Here is a 16952-nt window from a genome sequence, read left to right as displayed (position 1 = left end):
GGATCGGCGCCGCTCCGTGTTCGTAGGGCTGAGCCTATACTTAGGTGTTGAACCGCGGCCCGGGCCAACGGTTCTCGCCTGCCCGCCGGCGAGGGCGATCCGGCCCCAGGCCCTATACCAAAGTCTCTGTGCGGCGACCGGAATGCACGGTCCCGGCCGCCCTCCCGTCCAATGGAGGGCGGGCCGGCGCGGCCGTACCGTCAGTCCCGTGATCCCGACGACGCCGCTTCCGGGGCGCTCGGGAACCTCCTGCAACTTCATATTCGAGGTGGCTTCATGTCCGCGTTCAACAGCAAGCGCATCCTCCTGCTGGCCTCGCTGCTGGCCTCCGTCGCTCCCGCGGCCGCCTGGGCCGCCCCCGATGCGCCGATCAAGAACATCGTGCTGGTCCACGGCGCCTGGGTCGATGCCTCCGGCTGGAAGCCGGTCTACGACATCCTGACCCGCGACGGCTTCCACGTGACCATGGTGCAGCAGCCGCTGACCAGCCTGGCCGACGACGTCGCCGCCACCAAGCGCATCCTCGACCAGCAGGACGGCCCCACCGTCCTGGTTGCCCACAGCTATGGCGGGTCGATCATCACCGAGGCCGGCGAGGACCCGCATGTCGCCGCCCTGGTCTATGTCGCCGCCCATGCGCCGGATGTCGGCGAGGACGAGGCGGCCCTGGGCAAGAAGATGCCCAGCGTCACCCAGCAGACGCCCGGGGCGGTGGTGAAGACGGCCGACGGCTACACCACTCTGAAGCCCGACCTGTTCCCGTCCCATTTCGCCGCCGACCTGCCGCTCGACCAGGCGAAGTTCGAGGCGCAGTCCCAGGTCCCGACCGCGGCGGCGGTGTTCTCCACGCCGATGACCGCGGCCGCCTGGAAGACCAAGCCGAGCTGGGGCATCGTCGCCGCCGCCGACAAGATCATCAATCCGGACCTCGAGCGCTTCTACTACGAGCGCGCCCACAGCCACGTCACCGTGATCGAGGGCGCCAGCCATTCGGTCTACGAATCCCGCCCCAAGGAGGTCGCCGCCGTGATCGAGGACGCCGCCCGGCATGCAGGCGACGTGACCAATTGAGGCCATGAGACGCGGCGTCCTCGCGTCCCACGGAACGGCGGCGCCGCATTCTCCCTGCCGGAGATCCAGCCATGACCATCCGACCGAACGTCCCACAGCGCCCGTGGGACACCGGAAGACAATCTCGCGAACAGCGGCTGGCGGCGGCCGGCCGCTACGCCCGGGGCAAGCTGGTCGCGCCCGACGATGCAACCAGGCTGCTCGAAGCGGTCCTTCGCCCGGGCGACCGCGTCTGCCTCGAGGGTGACAACCAGAAGCAGGCGGATTTCCTCGCCCGCTGCCTCGCCGCGGTGGATCCGGACACCGTCCGCGACCTGCATATCGTGCAGTCCGGGCTGGTCCTCGCCGAGCATCTCGATCTGTTCGAGGCCGGCATCGCCCGCCGGCTCGACTTCTCCTATTCCGGGCCGCAGGGCGCCGCGCTGGCGCGGGCGCTCAACGCCGGCAAGATCGAGCTCGGCGCGATCCACACCTATCTCGAGCTGTTCTCGCGCTACTTCGTCGACCTGACGCCGCATGTGGCGCTGACCGTCGCGCGCTGCGCCGATCGCGACGGCAACCTCTATATGGGCCCGAACACGGAGGACTCGCCCGTGGTGATCGAGGCCACGGCGTTCAAGCAGGGCATCGTCATCGCCCAGGTCAACGAGCTGGTCGACAAGGTGCCGCGTGTCGACGTGCCTGGCGACCGGGTCGACTTCGTGGTCGTCGCTCCCGAGACCTTCTATGTCGAGCCGCTGTTCACCCGCGACCCGGCGCAGATCACCGAGACCCAGATCCTGACCGGCATGATGGCGATCCGCGGGATCTACGAGGAATACGGCGTCCGGCGGCTGAACCACGGCATCGGGTTCAACACCGCCGCGATCGAGCTGTTGCTGCCGACCTATGCCGAGCGGCTCGGCCTCAAGGGCCGCATCGCCACCCATTTCGCCCTGAACCCGCATCCGACCCTGATCCCCGCGATCGAGACCGGCTGGGTGCAGCAGGTCCACAGCTTCGGGTCGGAGGTGGGCATGGATGCGTATATGCGCGCCCGCCCGGACATCTTCTTCACCGGCCGGGACGGTTCGATGGCGTCGAACCGCATGTACTGCCAGGCCGCCGGCCTCTACGCGACCGACCTGTTCATCGGCTCGACCCTGCAGATCGACCTGCAGGGCAACAGCTCGACGGTGACGCGCGACCGGATCGCCGGCTTCGGCGGCGCGCCCAACATGGGCTCCGACCCGCATGGCCGGCGCCATGCCAGCGAAGCCTGGCTGAAGGCGGGGCGGGAAGCGGCGGACGGGCAGGCGCAGCTACCGCGCGGCCGCAAGCTGGTGGTCCAGATCGTCGAGACCTTCGGCGACAAGCTGGTCCCGACCTTCGTCGAGCAGCTCGACAGCATCCAGCTGGCCGAGGCGCTGCACCTCGATCTGCCGCCGGTGATGATCTATGGCGACGACGTCAGCCATATCGTCACCGAGGAGGGGATCGCGAACCTCCTGCTGTGCCGCACCGCCTATGAGCGCGAGCAGGCGATCCGCGGCGTCGCCGGCTACACGCCGGTCGGCCGCGCCCGTGACCGCCGCGTCGTCGAGGAGTTGCAGGCCCGCAAGGTGATCCGGCGGCCGGAGGATCTCGGCATCGACCCGCTCGACACGCACAAGAGCCTGCTCGCCGCGCACTCGGTCAAGGAGCTGATGCACTGGTCGGGCAATCTCTACGACCCGCCCCGCAAATTCCGCAACTGGTAGGAGGCTGCCATGGTGATCATCAAGCTTCGATACGCCCCCGGCCGGCCGGCTGCGGGGCAGGCCCGGAGCGCCATCGTCGGCGTCGTCGCGTCCGGCAATCTCGAAGTGCTGCTCGAACGCGCGCTGCCGGACACCGAGTGCTCCGTCGAGATCGCCACGCCGGTGCGCGGCTATGACGAGGTGTGGAAGGCGGTCGTCGCCGACTTCGTCGAGCGCGCCTCCCCGGGTGGGCTCCGCATCTCGATCAATGACGGCGGGGCCCGGCCGGACACGGTGGCGCTGCGGCTGATGCAGGGCGTCCGGATGATGGAGGCGGCACGATGACCGACACTGCCACCGTCCGGCCGGCCAGCGGCGATTCCGCGAGCTGGTTCCTGGCCTCCGCCCGCGAGCGCATCGCCGGCCTGCTCGATCCGGGCAGCTTCACCGAATTCCTGCCGCCTTCGGATCGCGTGCAGAGCCCGCACCTGGCGCTGTTCGACCTGCCCGCGGCGTTCGACGACGGCATGATCATCGGGCGCGGGCGCCTGGACGGCCGGGAGGTGCTGGTCGCCGCCCAGGAAGGCCAGTTCATGGGCGGCACCTTCGCCGAAGTGAGCGGGGCGAAGCTGGTCGGCCTGCTGCGGGCGGCGCGCGACCGTGCCGATCTCCCCGTCCTGCTGCTGCTCGACAGCGGCGGCGTGCGGCTGCAGGAGGCCAATGCCGGTGAACTCGCCGTCGCCGAGGTGATGCGGGCGATCGCCGAGGCCCGGAGCGCGGGCGTCGCCGTCATCGCCCTGGTCGGCGGACGCTCGGGCGCCTTCGGCGGCGCGGGCCTCACCGCCGCCACCTGCTCCCGGATCGCGATCTCGGAGCAGGGCCGGCTCGGCGTCACCGGCCCCGAGGTGATCGAGACCAATCAGGGCGTCGAGGAATTCGACTCCAAGGACAAGGCCCTGGTCTGGAGCGTCACCGGCGGCCGGACCCGCCGCCTGATCGGCGGCGCCGACGCCTATGCCGGGGACACGATGGCCGGCTTCCGCGAGGCCGCCCTCGCCCTGCTCGACCGGGTTCCGGCCTTCGACCTGCGGACGCTGCAGGCCGAGCAGGACCGGCTCGCGTCGCGGCAGACCCGGCTCGGCGCCTGCAGCAGCGCCACCGAGATGTGGACCATCCTCGGCATCGCCGATCCGGAGGCCGTGCGCGACATGGACGACGAAGCATTCGCCGCGCTCGCCGCGAAGGTGAAAGGACTGGATCATGACGGTCGATGAGATCCTGGCGGGGCTGTTCCCCGCCGGCCACGACGTGGTCGTGCGCCCCGACAAGCTGATCCTGGGGACGGGCCGTCGCGGCAATCGCGGCGCGGTCGGGGTGATCGGCATCGCCGGCGGAGAGCCGCTCGGGATCGAGGGCGTCCTGCCCCTGGCCGAGCGGGTGCTGCGGGTGATCGCCGGCGGCGGCGACACGCCGATCCTGGTGATGGTGGACACGCGCAGCCAGCGCATGGCCCGCCGCGACGAGATGCTGGGCCTCAACGAGTATCTCGCCCATCTCGCCAAATGCCTGCTGCTGGCCAGCCGGGAAGGCCATCGCACGGTCGGGCTGAATTACGGCAAGGCGGCGGCCGGCGCGTTCCTCGCCACCGGCCTGGCGACGGACATGCTCGTCGCCTTGCCGGGAGCGGAGCCCGCGGTGATGGACCTGCCGTCGATCGCCCGCGTCACCAAGCTGCCGGAGGGCAAGCTCAGGGCTCTGTCGCAGACGACCCCTGTCTTCGCTCCGGGCCTTGCCTCGATGACCGAGGTCGGCGCGGTGGCGGAGACCTGGGATCCGGGCCGGCCGCTTGATGCCCAGCTCGAAGCGGCGCTGGCGCGCAGCTCCGGCCATGACGCCAGGGATGTGCTCGGCGCCGCACGCGGCGGCCGGCGCCTGGCGTCGGACCTGGCCCTCCGCGTGGCGGCGCAGGTGGTCGAGAGCCGTCATGCTGCAGCGTCATGATCTGCTGCGGGTGACGCCGGACCGGTGGGCAGCGGTCCTGGCCGCGTCGCCCGGCTTCCAGGACCTGGGGTTCGGACCGCGCCGGCTCGTCGCCGGCTGGGCGGAGCGCGGCTGGCCGGTGATCGCACGCCGCCCGGCTGCCGATGATGGGGAGGCCGGCCTCGCCGTCGGCCTGCCCCTGCCGCCGGCCTACGGCAAGCTGCGCCTCGCCTTGTCCATCCCCGCCGATCTGGTGGCGGAGACCGTCGCCGCCGTCCCGCTGGACGCGTCGGCGGGCTCGGTCCCGGCGGGCTGGCGGCCGCAGGTCGAAAGGCTGATCGCCTTGGGCGAGCGGCTGGCGCTGCGGCCGGTCCTGTTCGGCGCCCTGCTATGGCAGCGCCTGACCGGCTTGCCCTATCTCGGGCCCGGATCGGACATCGACCTGATCTGGCCCAGGCCGACGGCTACGGCACTGCCCGACCTGCTCGACACGCTCGGCCGGCTGGACAGCGCCGGCCCGGTGCGGCTCGACGGCGAGATCGCCCTCACGGCCGGCAGCGGGGTGAACTGGCGGGAGCTTCACCAGCAGTTTCGGCGGCCCGGTGGGGCCGTGCTGGTCAAATCCATGGACGGAGCGGACATCCGATGCGTGCACACCCTCTTCGCGTGAGCCGACCGGCGCGGGACGCCGGCATCACGCGCCGGCAGCCGGTATCCGGCCTACCCGTTGCGATCGCCGAGCGGCGGGGCGACATGGCTGCGGCCGCACTCGTCGCCGAGCTGGAGACATGGCCGAAGCCCGGCCTGGTGAGCCATGTCGACAGCGGCAGCCATGACGACATGGACCACACCACCTTCCGCCGCAGCGCCGCTGCGATCCGCCCGTTCTTTGGCCGCCTGGCCATGGCCGGCGGGGCGGGGGCGGAGATGGACCAGCTCCGGCAGATCGGCCGGGAGGCCGAGGCGGCCATGCTCGCCGCCACCGGCGGCGTGAACACCCATCGCGGCGCGATCTTCGGCCTCGGGCTGCTCTGCGCCGCGGCCGGTGTGGCCTCGGCGGAAGACACGCGTCTCTCCGCCGCGCGGCTGACGGAGATCGTCGCTCGGCGTTGGGGCGGCGCGATCCTGTGCGGCCCGATCCCGCTCCGCAGCCACGGCAGCGACGTGTTGCGTCGGTTCGGGGCAGGGGGCGCCCGCGCCGAGGCCGCGGCCGGCTTCCCGCGGGTCCGGGAGATCGGGCTGCCGGCCCTGCGGCAGGGACGCGCGCTCGCCGATGACGAGGGCGCTGCCCGCGTCCAGGCCTGCTTCGCCCTGATGGCCGAGGTCGAGGACACCAACCTGCTGCATCGCGGCGGCGCCGCCGGGCTGCAGGATGCCCAACGCATGGCCCGGCAGTTCCTGACCGATGGCGGCGTGGGGCAGGCCGATTGGCAGGCCCATGCAGTGGCGATCCACCAGGCCTTCGTCCGGCGCCGTCTCAGCCCGGGCGGATGCGCGGACCTGCTCGCCGCCACGATCTTCCTCGATGCCGTCGATAGCGAGCCGTGACGGGCATCGCCATCCTCTGCTCCGGGCAGGGTGCCCAGGCGGCAGGCATGTTCGACCTGATCGGCGCGGCGCCCGAGGCGGCGCCCGTCTTCGCCGCCGCCCGGCGCGTGCTCGACGGCCGAGACCCGCGGGATCTCGTCCGCCGGGCGAGCCCAGCCGAGCTGCACGCCAACAGGGCGGCGCAGATCCTCTGCTGCACCCAGGCGCTGGCATATTGGGCAGTGCTGGGGTCGGCCTCGCCCCGCCCCGTCACCGTCGCGGGCTACAGCGCCGGCGAGCTGCCCGCGTGGGGAATCGCCGGCATCATCGACGCGGCGACCGCGCTGGATCTGACCGCCAGGCGGGCCGTCCTGATGGACGAAGCCTCGCGCACCGCATCCGGGCTCGGCGCCGTGCTGGGCCTGCCGCGCGCGGAGATCGAAGCGATCTGCCGGGCGCACGACCTCCACATCGCCATCGTCAACGGTCCCCTGCACATGCTGATCGGCGGCGCCGTCGCCGGCCTGGAGCCGGCCCTGGCCGAGGCCGGGCAGCGGGGCGCGAGCCGCGCCGTCAGGCTGCCCGTGTCGGTCGCGTCGCACACGCCGCTGCTGCGCGATGCCGGCGCGCGGTTCGGAGAGTTGCTGCGCCAACGGGTCGCCGGGACGTACCTGTCTCCAGGCGTGCGGCTGATCAGCGGCGTCGATGGTGCGCCTGTCCTGCGCCTGCAGGATGGGCTGCGGAAGCTCGCCCTGCAGATTGGTCAGACCGTCGACTGGGCCGCCTGCATGGATGCCTGCCGCGGCGCCCACCCGCAGCGCGTGCTCGAGCTCGGCCCCGGAGACGCCCTGGCACGGATGGCCGACGAGGCGATGCCGGGCATCGCCGTCCACAGCGTCACCGCCTTCCGGTCGCTGGATGGCATTCGCCGCTGGCTCGGCGCCTGACGCCGCGCCTTGTTCAAGACCAAGGTATAGGTCCCTGCCAACGAACGCAGGGCGTCGACGTCCCCATGTGCGATGGAGCGGCGCACCGCCCCAAACCTACCCTGTGACGGCTTCGGAAATCCTGAGGCCGCCCGAACAGAACAGGGGTCGATCATGCGCCGCAAATTGCTTCTCGCCGCCGTGGGGGTGGTGGCCGGACTCTCCGGCTCTCTCTTCGTCCTCGGCTCCGATATTTTCGATCCCGTTTCGTCCGCGGCGCCGATTCCCGTCGTGCCGCCGGTGCCCGTCGCCGAGGCGACCGTGACGAAGCAGGACGTGCCGATCGAGCTGGACGGGCTCGGCCGGGTCCAGGCCTTCAACACCGTCACCGTCCGCACCCAGGTCGAGGGCCAGATCCAGCAGATCGCCTACGACCAGGGACAGACGGTCAAGAAGGGCGATCTGCTGGTCACGATCGACCCGCGGATCTATCAGGCCAAGCTGGAGCAGGACCAGGCCGCCCTGGCCCGCGACCAGGCACATCTGGCCAATGCCCAGGCCAATCTCGGCCGCTACAAGCCGCTGGAGCGCTCGGGCTACGCCACCGACCAGCAGGTCGACACCCAGCAGGCGATGATTGACCAGCTCCAGGCTTCGATCAAAGGCGACCAGGCGGTGATCGACCAGGACCAGGTCGAGCTCGGCTACACGAAGATCACGGCGCCGATCACCGGTGTCACCGGCTTCCGCCTGGTCGACGAAGGCAACGTCGTCCACCCGACCGACGCCAACGGCTTGGTGACCATCGCCCAGATCCAGCCGATCGCCGTCCTGTTCACGCTGCCGCAGGCGGCACTGCCCGACATCCAGCGCCAGATGGCGGGCGCCGGAACGGCCGGGCTGACGGTCGAGGCCTGGTCGCAGGACGGCACGGGCAAGCTCGACACCGGCACGCTCGAGACCCTGGACAACACCGTCGATGCGGCCAGCGGCACGATCACGCTGCGGGCGGATTTCCCGAACCCGCAGAAGATGCTGTGGCCGGGCGAGTTCGTGCAGGCCCGGCTGGTCCTGCGCGTGCAACACGATGGCCTGACGGTGCCCGCCGCCGTGGTGCAGCGCGGGCCGGACGGCGCCTTCGCCTGGGTGGTGCGGCCCGATGGGACCGTGGTGCCGCAGCCGATCCAGGTGGCGCAGATGGTGCGCGGGACGGCGCTGGTCACCTCCGGCCTGGCGGCGGGCCAGACCGTCGTCAGCGACGGGCAATACGGCCTGCAGCGGGGCGACACCGTGACCGCACGCGGTCCGGCCGACGCCGCCGATGCGCCTCTGATGAACTCGCAGACCGACACGCTGGGGATTCAGCCATGAGCACCGCGTCCACTGGTGGCCTGTCCGGCCCGTTCATTCGGCGGCCGGTCGCCACGCTGATGCTGATGATCGGCGTCGTGCTGGTCGGCATCGTCGCCTACCGCTCCCTTCCGGTCGCGGCCCTGCCGTCGGTCGACCTGCCGACGATCCAGGTCACGGCGCAGCTGCCCGGGGCCGATCCGGAGACCATGGCGTCGTCGGTGGCGACGCCGCTGGAGCGCCAGTTCGGCGAGATCCCGGGCGTGTCGCAGATGACCTCGGCCAGCGCGCTCGGCTTCACCCAGGTGACGCTGCAGTTCGACCCCTCCCGCACCGTGGACTCCGCCGCGGGCGACGTGCAGGCGGCGATCAACGCGGCCGGCGGCGACCTGCCGAAGACCATGCCGACGCCGCCGACCTACCGCAAGACCAATCCGGCCGACACGCCGATCCTGATCCTGGCCCTGACCTCCGACACCCTGCCGCTGACCACCGTCGACGACTATGCCGAAAGCATCCTGGCGCAGAAGCTGTCGCAGGTGCCGGGCGTCGGGCTGGTCACCATCGGCGGCCAGCAGCAGCCGGCGATGCGGGTCGAGGTGAATCCGCAGCAGCTGGCGGCCCAGGGCCTGACGCTGGAGGACATCCGCACCGCCCTGTCGGCGATCACGGTCGACGACCCGAAGGGTACGCTCGAAGGCAAGCAGCAGGCCTATGCGCTGCAGACCAACGACCAGCTGACCACGCTCGCCAGCTACAATCAGGCCGTCATCGGCTACAAGAACGGCGCGCCGATCCGGGTCAGCGACATCGGCCATGCCGAGATCGGGCCGGCCAACGACCAGCTGGCGGCCTGGTACGGCCGCCAGCGCGGCATCATCCTGGCGGTCCAGCGCCTGCCGGGCGCCAATGTGATCCAGACCGTCGACAGCATCCGGCGCGAGCTGCCTCAGCTCGAGGCGTCGATCCCGCCGGCGATCAAGATCGCCGTGGTCTCCGACCGCACCACCACCATCCGCGCCTCGGTCGCCGATGTGCAGTTCACGCTGGTCCTGACCATCGGCCTGGTGGTGATGACCATCCTGCTCTTCCTGCGGAATGTCTGGGCGACGATCATCCCGGGCATCGCGGTGCCGATCTCGATCGTCGGCACCTTCGCGGTGATGGCCGTGCTCGGCTACTCGCTCGACAACCTGTCGCTGATGGCGCTGTCGGTCGCGGTCGGCTTCGTCGTCGACGACGCGATCGTGATGGTCGAGAACATCGTCCATCACCTGGAGCAGGGCAAGACGCCGCTGCAGGCGGCGCTGGACGGCGCGGGGCAGATCGGCTTCACCATCCTGTCGATCTCGGTGTCGCTGGTGGCTGTGTTCATCCCGCTGCTGCTGATGGCCGGAGTCGTCGGCAAGCTGTTCCAGGAGTTCGCGGTCACCGTCGCCGTCGCCATCGCCGTCTCGGCCCTGGTGTCGCTGACGCTGACGCCGATGCTCGCCTCCCGCCTGCTCAAGACGCAGGGCGAGGGCACGGCGCGGCACGGCCGGCTGTACCGGCTGCTGGAAGCCGGGTTCAATGGGCTGGCCAGGGCTTATGAAGCGGCGCTCGACCGGGTGCTGCGGCACCAGCGCGCGACCCTGATGGTCATGATCGCGACCATGGCGCTGACCGGATATCTGTTCGTCACCATCCCGAAGGGCTTCTTCCCGCAGCAGGACACCGGCCTGATCGCCGGCGTCACCGAGGCTGCACAGGATGTGTCCACCGGGGCCCTGGCCGAGAAGCAGCAGCAGGTCGTCGACGTGCTGCTCCGCGATCCGGCCGTCGCCTCCGTCGCGAGCTACATCGGGCCTGGCGGCACCAACCCCTCGCCCAACCAGGGGCGCATGTACATCTCGCTGAAGCCGCAGGGGCAGCGCGGCCCGGACTCCAGCGCCGACCAGGTGATCGCGCGGCTCGACAAGGCGTTGCAGCCGGTCACCGGCATCCGCCTCTACATGCAGGCCGCCCAGGACATCACGATCGGCGGCCGGACGGCCAAGACCCAGTACCAGTACACGCTGACCGACGTGAACGCGCAGGAGCTGGCATCCTGGGCGCCGAAAGTGGTCGCCGCGGTGGCACAACTGCCCAGCGTCGTCGACGCCACCAGCGACCAGGAGACCGCGGGCCTGCAATTCTCGATCCAGATCGACCGGGACGCCGCGTCGCGCCTGGGGATCGCCCCGCAGGACGTCGACAACGCCCTCTACGACGCTTTCGGCCAGCGGGTCGTGACCAAGGTCTTCACCGCGCTCAACCAGTACTACGTGATCCTGGAGGTCGATCCCGCCTTCCGGAAGGGGCCGGACGCGCTGCGGTCGGTCTATCTGCGCTCGTCCGCCGGGCAGCCGGTGCCGCTGAGCGAGATCGCGCATCAGGTGCCGACGGCGGCGCCGCTGGTGGTCAATCATCAGAGCCAGTTCCCGTCGGTCACGGTGTCCTTCAACCTGGCGCCGCACAGCTCGATCGGGACCGCGGTGGCCGATGTCGACCGCGCGGTCGCGGGGCTGCATCTGCCGGCCAGCATCCAGGGCGCCTTCCAGGGCACGGCCCATGCTTATGAGACCGCCCTGGCCGGCCAGCCGGCGCTGATCGCGGCGGCGCTGATCGCCGTCTACCTGATCCTCGGCATGCTGTATGAAAGCGCCGTCCACCCGGTGACGATCCTGTCGACCCTGCCGTCGGCCGGCGTCGGCGCGCTGCTGGCGCTGAAGGCGGCAGGGATGCCGCTCGACGTGATCGGCATCATCGGCATCGTGCTGCTGATCGGCATCGTCAAGAAGAACGGCATCATGATGGTCGACTTCGCCCTGGCGGCGCAGCGGGCCGGCAAGTCCCCGGTCGAGGCAGTGCGCGAGGCTTGCCTGTCGCGCTTCCGCCCGATCCTGATGACCACGATGTGCGCGATCCTCGGCGGCGTCCCGCTGATGGTCGGCACCGGCACCGGGTCGGAGATCCGCCAGCCGCTCGGCTACGCCATCGTCGGCGGGCTGATGGTCAGCCAGGCGCTGACGCTGTTCACCACGCCGATCGTCTACCTCTATCTCGGCCGTCTCGGCCAGTGGCGGCAGGCGGCTATGGCTCCTGTTACGAAGCGCTCTCCGGCTGGGCGGGCACCGTGAACTTGAAGACGGCTCCCTGCGGCCGGTTCGTCTCGGCCCACAGCCGGCCGCCATGCGCCTCGACGATCGAACGGCAGATCGCCAAGCCTATGCCCGTTCCGCTGGGCTTTGTCGTGTAGAAGGCCTCGAACAGGCGGTTCACGCCGTTCGGGTCGACACCCGGACCCGAATCCTGCACCGTGACGCGCACGTCGCCCGCCTCGGTCCGGCCGGTGCTGATCAGCAGCTCTCGCGCTTCCTCGCTGACCCCGCTCATGGCTTCGACGGCATTGATGACCAGGTTGAGGGCGACCTGTTGCAGTTGGACCCGATCGCCTTCGATCAACGGCAAGCCGTCCGTGAGTTCCGTCCGAACCGAGACCGCGTTCTTCATCGTTTCACCACAGGTGAGCTCGATCACCTCGCGGATCGCCTCATTGATCTCCAGGCGGTCGTTCCGCGGCGGCGCCTTCTTGATCAGGGCGCGGATCCGGCCGAGTGTGTTGCTCGCGCGATTGCCGTCCCGGACGATGCGATCGAAGGCCGCCCGAGCCCTGTCCAGGTCGGGCCTTGGGCGGTCGAGCCAACGCAGGCCGGCCATGGCGTTGGTCACGGCTGCGGCAATGGGTTGCTTTATTTCATGGGTGATCGAGGCGGCGAGATACCCCAGGGTCGCGAGCCGGTTCTCGTGAGACAGCTCCAGCTGCGCCTCGCGGCAACGCCGTTCGCTCTCGTCGCGCTCCGCCTCCGCGCCCTCGATTCCGGCCGCGTCGAGCCCCACACCCCGATTCCGGGCCGGACCCGGGTCGCCGCCGGCGGTGGCCCGGCCGATCTCGGCATGAGGATGTGCTTGATCTCGATGGTCGCTCGACGCTTGCATCGCCGGATCCTTTCAAGCCAGATCTCCAGGCCTCGGCATGGAAGGCGGTTATTCGGCCGCCCGACGCCGTCGGGCCAGATCTGCATCATCGGGATCGAGACCGGGTGGTCGCGATGTCCGGCGCCCTGGAGCACGACAGCGCCGCTTCAGTTGGTATTGCTCTGCCGAGCGCGACGTGATCGTGCGCCCTTTCGGTCAACGGGTTTCATCCAGGGCAGGGCGTCACTCGATGCCCTGCTGCCGGAATGATGCGTGCGAACACCGAATAACCGGTAGTTTACCGTTGTAAAAAAAAGCTAAGAACCATTGCGAGCTCGGCTTCGCGCGATGGGGATCACGGCCTTGGCGGCCGGTGCGCGGTTGCAACTGAGCTGACAGTCCCGTCAATCCGGATCCGGCCGAAGGGTGGCGATCCAGGCGCGGGCCGTCCTGAGATCGCTCGTCTCGTGGCCCTCGGTAAAGCGGTCGTACACGGAAGAGAGGAGCGCATAGGCCTCCGGGATCTTGCCGCTTCGGTAGCGGAGTTGGGCCAGACACGTAACGGCCCGCAATTCCCACGACAAGGCGCCCTGCCGCCGCGCCCAAGCCGAGGCCTCCTGGAAGTTCTCCTCCGCCGCCGCAATCGATCCTTCGGCCCAGGCAAGCCGGCCCTTCACGCGGAGGAGTTCCGACATACACCAGCGATCCTCATAGGTCGCACACCGAGCCAACCCTTCATCGACCGCGATCAATCCCTCCTCGATCTCGCCGGCATCACACATCGCTTCGGCCAGCATGCTCAGAATGAACGTGGAATGTGCCTCGAACCCCGTCTGCCGCAGCGTCCTGACTGCAGCTCGTAACAGTGGCAGCCCGGTCTTGACGTTGGTTGATCGAACCAGCCGGATCGCCTCGAAGCAGCGGCCGCAGACCTCCCAAATGAAGAAGCCATGTTTGGTGGCAGGTTCGAGCAGCATTGCAATCAGGCGTCCTGCCGCATCCAGGTCGCCGGCCAGCAGTGCGAGCGGTATTGCGGTCTCGCTCAAGACGTATTGCAGCGTCATGACATGGCCGAGTGCGTGAGCGTCTGCCAGAGATCCCTGCGACATGCTCCGCGCCTGGTCGAGTGCCCCCTGCAACCAGAGAATTCGGGCAAGATTCGCGCGCCCGACAATTCTATGATCCACGCGAAAGCCAGCAGTATGCCATCGATGCAAATCACGCTCATAGCGCGAAAGCATATTCTCAAGAATTCGCTTGGCCTCTGCCTGCTCACCCAGATAATGCTTCGAGATCGCGATCAGGCGTTCACCCATAAGAAGCTTTGGGGTCTCGCCGAGTTTTGCCGCCAGATTGCAAAACCGCTCGGCAAAGCCCAAAGCGATCCGTGGAGCCCCGCCATAAAGCCTGGCGTTCCATAAGCCCCACAGCGCCCGTGCCTCGTAGTCTGCTTCGCCGAGCTCGGTGGCGAGTTCGAGGGCGCGCAACCAGGCGGCGTCCGTGGCTTCGCCGGGCCCCTGCGTATAAACCACAGACGCTCCAAGCGCAGAGCGCAGCCGCATCTCGTTCCGCAGATCGTGACGAGACTCCGCCTCGATCACGGCGAGCGCCCGCTCGGCATTCGCCACGCTGGCATAGAGTTGGCCCAGGTCAAACAACAGGACTGCGGCGGCGGCGGAAAGCGAGACGCCTATGGCCGGATCGCCGCCGGTCGAGAATGCCCAATCGAGCGCCGAGCGTATGTTGTCGACCTCCTGACGATAGATGGCCAGCCACTCGTCGGTGGAGCGACGAGTCCACTCGGCCTGCGCGTGGTCCAGGAGGTCACGGTAGAATTCGGCATGAGCGCGCGAGGCGCGTGGTGCTTCTCCGCTTTCGCGGAGCTTTGCGATCGCATAAGCACGCGTGGTGTCGAGCAGTCGGTAGCGCACGGCGACGCCACTCACATCCGCCGAGACCAGGGACTTCGCCACCAGATTCTCCACGCCCCCGACGACCTCGGGACCAGCAATGTGACCGCCTGCTGCGACGGCACAGGCGGATTCGAGCGTGAAATCGCCGGCGAATATGGCAAGGCGGCGCAGGATGATGCGCTCATCCTCAGACAGCAGCTCATAGCTCCAATCCAATGTCGCGGCCAAGGTCTGCTGCCGCGCCGGAGCTGTCCGTCTCCCCTGGGTCTTCAACGGGAATCCTTCGTCGAGCAGAGCCGAGATCTGGTGGATTCCGAAGGCGTCGATGCGGGCGGCCGCGAGCTCGATCGCGAGGGCGATCCCGTCCAGTTTGCGGCAGATATCGGAAACGATGGGCGCCTCGACATCGCCCAGCTCGAAATCATCCCGGCTGGCCGTCGCGCGTTCGACAAAGAGCTGCACGGCCGGAAAGCTGAGGGCCTCCGCAGCTGTTGGGTTGGACCGGCTGGACGGGCTTTTCAGCGGCGGCAGGCGGTGCAGGTGCTCTTCTCTCAACCGCAGCGGTTCACGACTGGTCACCAGGATGTGCACGCCCGGAGCGCCGGTGATGATGTGCTCCGCCATGGCGGCCGCTGCTCCGATCACGTGCTCGCAATTGTCGAGCAGGATCAGCAATCGCTTGTCCCGCAGATAGTCCATCAGGTCCCTGACGATATCCTGCGAGCGGATCGTCAGCCCGAGCGCGAAAGCCAGAGTGCTCGGCACGAGCCGGGGATCACGCAACGGCGCCAGATCGACGAACCAGGTCCCATGATCATAGGCGGACATCAGGGCGTCCGCTGCGGCGAGTGCCACGGTTGTCTTGCCGATGCCGCCGGGCCCGACGATGGAGACGATCCGGTGCTGCGGCAGATGCCTCAGCAATGCACCGACCGTATCGGCGCGGCCGATGATCCGCATCAGGGAAGGCGGCAGGTTGTGCATGCGCGGGGCGGCGGGGCTCTGCGCCGCGAGGACCGGCTCGGAGCGTTCGACCGCCGCGACGAAGCGATAGCCGCGGCCGGAAACATTCGCCACGTAGCGATGCCCGGGTCGGCCTTCGCCGAGCGCCTTTCTCAACGCCGCGACATGGACCCTGAGATTGGCCTCTTCGACGATGGCACCGGGCCAGACGCGGGCCATCAGCTCTCGCTTGGTGACCAACTCGCCCGGACGCTCGACCAATGCGGTCAGAACTTCGAGTGACCGATTGCCCAGTCGGACTGGTCTTTCCCCTTCCATCAGCAGCTGCCGGGACGGGAGGAGGCGGAAAGGGCCGAACGAATAGGCGCGTTCGCGCGAGGCGGACGCGTCGACCACGGCGCTGATCCTCTTTCAGCAATTTCCAACTGGACGAAGAGTATGGGGGCTCTCCGGGCTTGTCCATTCCGACCGTGCCGGTGCCCGCTTGTCCGTCTGGAGCAGAAGGGCACCGGTGTGGTGCGGCTGCCGGTCGACCGAGCGGTGAGCTACCCTTCGCGTCCGATCCGCGAGCAGGCCGTCGCGCGGCTGATGACTCGTGACCAGAAGCTCGTGCCGGCCACGGGTCGCGGAGCGATGGCGCCCTGGAGCGGTACCCCGTCGTCCCTGGGAGCGGCCTCAGTCATTTTGAAGATGGCGCCCGGTCTACCCCGGATGGCGGCGCGGATCATGGCCGTAGGTCCGCTCCTCCTTGATCCGGCCGTCGCGGCCTTGGACCACGACCTGGGCGTCCTGCCCGCCGGCCGAGACCTGGCGGGCCATGTCGCGGGCCCAGACACGGGCTGCGGCCTGGGTCGGGAAGTCGCCGAGGACACGATCGAATTCGGCGATGTCACCGAGACGCATCAGCAATCGACCTTCGGCGCGCATTTCGTCGAGGCGGCGGTGGATGCCGCCACCGGCGAGATCCGGGTGCGGCGCATGCTCTCGGTCTGCGCCGCCGGCCGTATCCTCAATCCCAAGGCGGCGCGCAGCCAGGTGATCGGCGCCATGACCATGGGCGTCGGCGCCGCGCTGATGGAGGAGCTGGCGGTCGACAAGCGCCATGGCTTCTTCGTCAACCACGATCTCGCCAGCTACGAGGTGCCGGTTCATGCCGACATCCCGCATCAGGACATGATCTTCCTGGATGAGGTGGACCCGTATTCGTCGCCGATGAAGGCCAAGGGCGTCGCGGAGCTCGGCATCTGCGGCGTGGCCGCGGCGGTCGCCAACGCGGTCCACAACGCCACCGGCGTGCGGGTGCGGCACTATCCGATCACGCTCGACAAGCTGCTGGACCGGCTGCCCGAGGTGGCATGATCAGAATCTTGGAATAGAAGGCCATCCAGCTTCGTCTCAGGATCAGCGCTCCACTTCCCTGAGCGCTCCCAACCCGACCCGGGGCCGATCCCCCACCACGCCCCGGGTCGGGCCTTTCCGCCAAGAGCAGAACCCAGTCGAGGGTTGAC

Annotated in this window: 14 protein-coding genes; 11 read left to right on the top strand and 3 right to left on the bottom strand. The window is 69.1% G+C overall.

The window, feature by feature from the left end; genetic code table 11:
- Positions 1–276 precede the first annotated feature (276 nt).
- From FFK22_RS27200 to FFK22_RS27155, 10 genes are all read left to right on the top strand, one after another.
- Complete coding sequence (locus FFK22_RS27200; RefSeq protein WP_138890737.1) at positions 277–1071, top strand: alpha/beta hydrolase; 795 nt, start codon at positions 277–279, stop codon at positions 1069–1071.
- 71 nt (positions 1072–1142) lie between these two features.
- On the top strand, positions 1143–2810 hold the full coding sequence (mdcA, locus tag FFK22_RS27195; RefSeq protein ID WP_138890738.1) for a malonate decarboxylase subunit alpha: 1668 nt from the start codon (positions 1143–1145) through the stop codon (positions 2808–2810).
- Positions 2811–2819: 9 nt separating this feature from the next.
- Entirely contained in the window at positions 2820–3134 is a 315-nt protein-coding gene (mdcC, locus tag FFK22_RS27190) for a malonate decarboxylase acyl carrier protein (protein ID WP_138890739.1), read from the top strand.
- Positions 3131–4063, top strand: a complete 933-nt coding sequence (locus FFK22_RS27185) for a biotin-independent malonate decarboxylase subunit beta (RefSeq protein WP_138890740.1) — start codon at positions 3131–3133, stop codon at positions 4061–4063. The genes mdcC and FFK22_RS27185 overlap by 4 nt, the downstream gene beginning before the upstream one ends.
- The gene (locus FFK22_RS27180) at positions 4050–4790 is read left to right on the top strand and encodes a biotin-independent malonate decarboxylase subunit gamma (protein WP_138890741.1); all 741 of its coding nucleotides are present in this window, start codon (positions 4050–4052) and stop codon (positions 4788–4790) included. The genes FFK22_RS27185 and FFK22_RS27180 overlap by 14 nt, the downstream gene beginning before the upstream one ends.
- The gene (gene mdcG / locus FFK22_RS27175) at positions 4774–5439 is read left to right on the top strand and encodes a malonate decarboxylase holo-[acyl-carrier-protein] synthase (protein ID WP_138890742.1); all 666 of its coding nucleotides are present in this window, start codon (positions 4774–4776) and stop codon (positions 5437–5439) included. Before FFK22_RS27180 ends, mdcG begins: the two co-directional genes overlap by 17 nt.
- 83 nt (positions 5440–5522) lie before the next feature.
- Positions 5523–6317 carry a triphosphoribosyl-dephospho-CoA synthase MdcB gene (gene mdcB / locus FFK22_RS27170; RefSeq protein WP_221938886.1) on the top strand — a complete coding sequence of 265 codons (795 nt, stop codon included), beginning with the start codon at positions 5523–5525 and terminating at the stop codon, positions 6315–6317.
- Positions 6314–7243 (top strand): ACP S-malonyltransferase, encoded by a 930-nt coding sequence (locus FFK22_RS27165; protein ID WP_306770179.1) that lies wholly within the window; start codon positions 6314–6316, stop codon positions 7241–7243. The genes mdcB and FFK22_RS27165 overlap by 4 nt, the downstream gene beginning before the upstream one ends.
- 153 nt (positions 7244–7396) lie before the next feature.
- Positions 7397–8593, top strand: coding sequence for an efflux RND transporter periplasmic adaptor subunit (locus tag FFK22_RS27160; protein ID WP_186002674.1), 1197 nt, complete (start codon positions 7397–7399; stop codon positions 8591–8593).
- Entirely contained in the window at positions 8590–11730 is a 3141-nt protein-coding gene (locus tag FFK22_RS27155; protein ID WP_138890746.1) for an efflux RND transporter permease subunit, read from the top strand. Before FFK22_RS27160 ends, FFK22_RS27155 begins: the two co-directional genes overlap by 4 nt.
- Here FFK22_RS27155 and FFK22_RS27150 read toward each other — a convergent pair.
- The 3 genes from FFK22_RS27150 to FFK22_RS44855 all read right to left on the bottom strand — a co-directional run bounded on the left by FFK22_RS27150 (position 11696) and on the right by FFK22_RS44855 (position 16263).
- The gene (locus FFK22_RS27150; protein WP_138890747.1) at positions 11696–12589 is read right to left on the bottom strand and encodes a sensor histidine kinase; all 894 of its coding nucleotides are present in this window, start codon (positions 12587–12589) and stop codon (positions 11696–11698) included. The genes FFK22_RS27155 and FFK22_RS27150 overlap by 35 nt on opposite strands.
- A gap of 383 nt (positions 12590–12972) precedes the next feature.
- Complete coding sequence (locus FFK22_RS27145; protein WP_138890748.1) at positions 12973–15840, bottom strand: winged helix-turn-helix domain-containing protein; 2868 nt, start codon at positions 15838–15840, stop codon at positions 12973–12975.
- 306 nt (positions 15841–16146) lie between these two features.
- Positions 16147–16263 carry a DUF2188 domain-containing protein gene (locus FFK22_RS44855; RefSeq protein WP_373683763.1) on the bottom strand — a complete coding sequence of 39 codons (117 nt, stop codon included), beginning with the start codon at positions 16261–16263 and terminating at the stop codon, positions 16147–16149.
- Here FFK22_RS44855 and FFK22_RS43995 point away from each other — a divergent pair.
- Positions 16213–16803: a molybdopterin cofactor-binding domain-containing protein gene (locus FFK22_RS43995; protein WP_373683762.1), complete on the top strand. Its 591-nt coding sequence runs from the start codon at positions 16213–16215 to the stop codon at positions 16801–16803. The two genes, FFK22_RS44855 and FFK22_RS43995, sit on opposite strands and share 51 nt — an antisense overlap.
- Positions 16804–16952 lie beyond the last annotated feature (149 nt).

It is taken from the genome of Mycobacterium sp. KBS0706 (genome assembly GCF_005938675.2).
Lineage (GTDB): Bacteria > Pseudomonadota > Alphaproteobacteria > DSM-16000 > Inquilinaceae > Inquilinus.
This window is presented reverse-complemented; position numbering and strand designations above follow the sequence as displayed.

Coding starts and splice junctions, on each gene's coding strand:
- FFK22_RS27200 (WP_138890737.1), top strand. CDS start 277: ATGTCCGCGTTCAACAGCAAGCGCATCCTCCTGCTGGCCTCGCTGCTG.
- mdcA (WP_138890738.1), top strand. CDS start 1,143: ATGACCATCCGACCGAACGTCCCACAGCGCCCGTGGGACACCGGAAGA.
- mdcC (WP_138890739.1), top strand. CDS start 2,820: ATGGTGATCATCAAGCTTCGATACGCCCCCGGCCGGCCGGCTGCGGGG.
- FFK22_RS27185 (WP_138890740.1), top strand. CDS start 3,131: ATGACCGACACTGCCACCGTCCGGCCGGCCAGCGGCGATTCCGCGAGC.
- FFK22_RS27180 (WP_138890741.1), top strand. CDS start 4,050: ATGACGGTCGATGAGATCCTGGCGGGGCTGTTCCCCGCCGGCCACGAC.
- mdcG (WP_138890742.1), top strand. CDS start 4,774: ATGCTGCAGCGTCATGATCTGCTGCGGGTGACGCCGGACCGGTGGGCA.
- mdcB (WP_221938886.1), top strand. CDS start 5,523: ATGGCTGCGGCCGCACTCGTCGCCGAGCTGGAGACATGGCCGAAGCCC.
- FFK22_RS27160 (WP_186002674.1), top strand. CDS start 7,397: ATGCGCCGCAAATTGCTTCTCGCCGCCGTGGGGGTGGTGGCCGGACTC.
- FFK22_RS27155 (WP_138890746.1), top strand. CDS start 8,590: ATGAGCACCGCGTCCACTGGTGGCCTGTCCGGCCCGTTCATTCGGCGG.
- FFK22_RS27150 (WP_138890747.1), bottom strand. CDS start 12,589: ATGCAAGCGTCGAGCGACCATCGAGATCAAGCACATCCTCATGCCGAG.
- FFK22_RS44855 (WP_373683763.1), bottom strand. CDS start 16,263: ATGGCCCGCCAGGTCTCGGCCGGCGGGCAGGACGCCCAGGTCGTGGTC.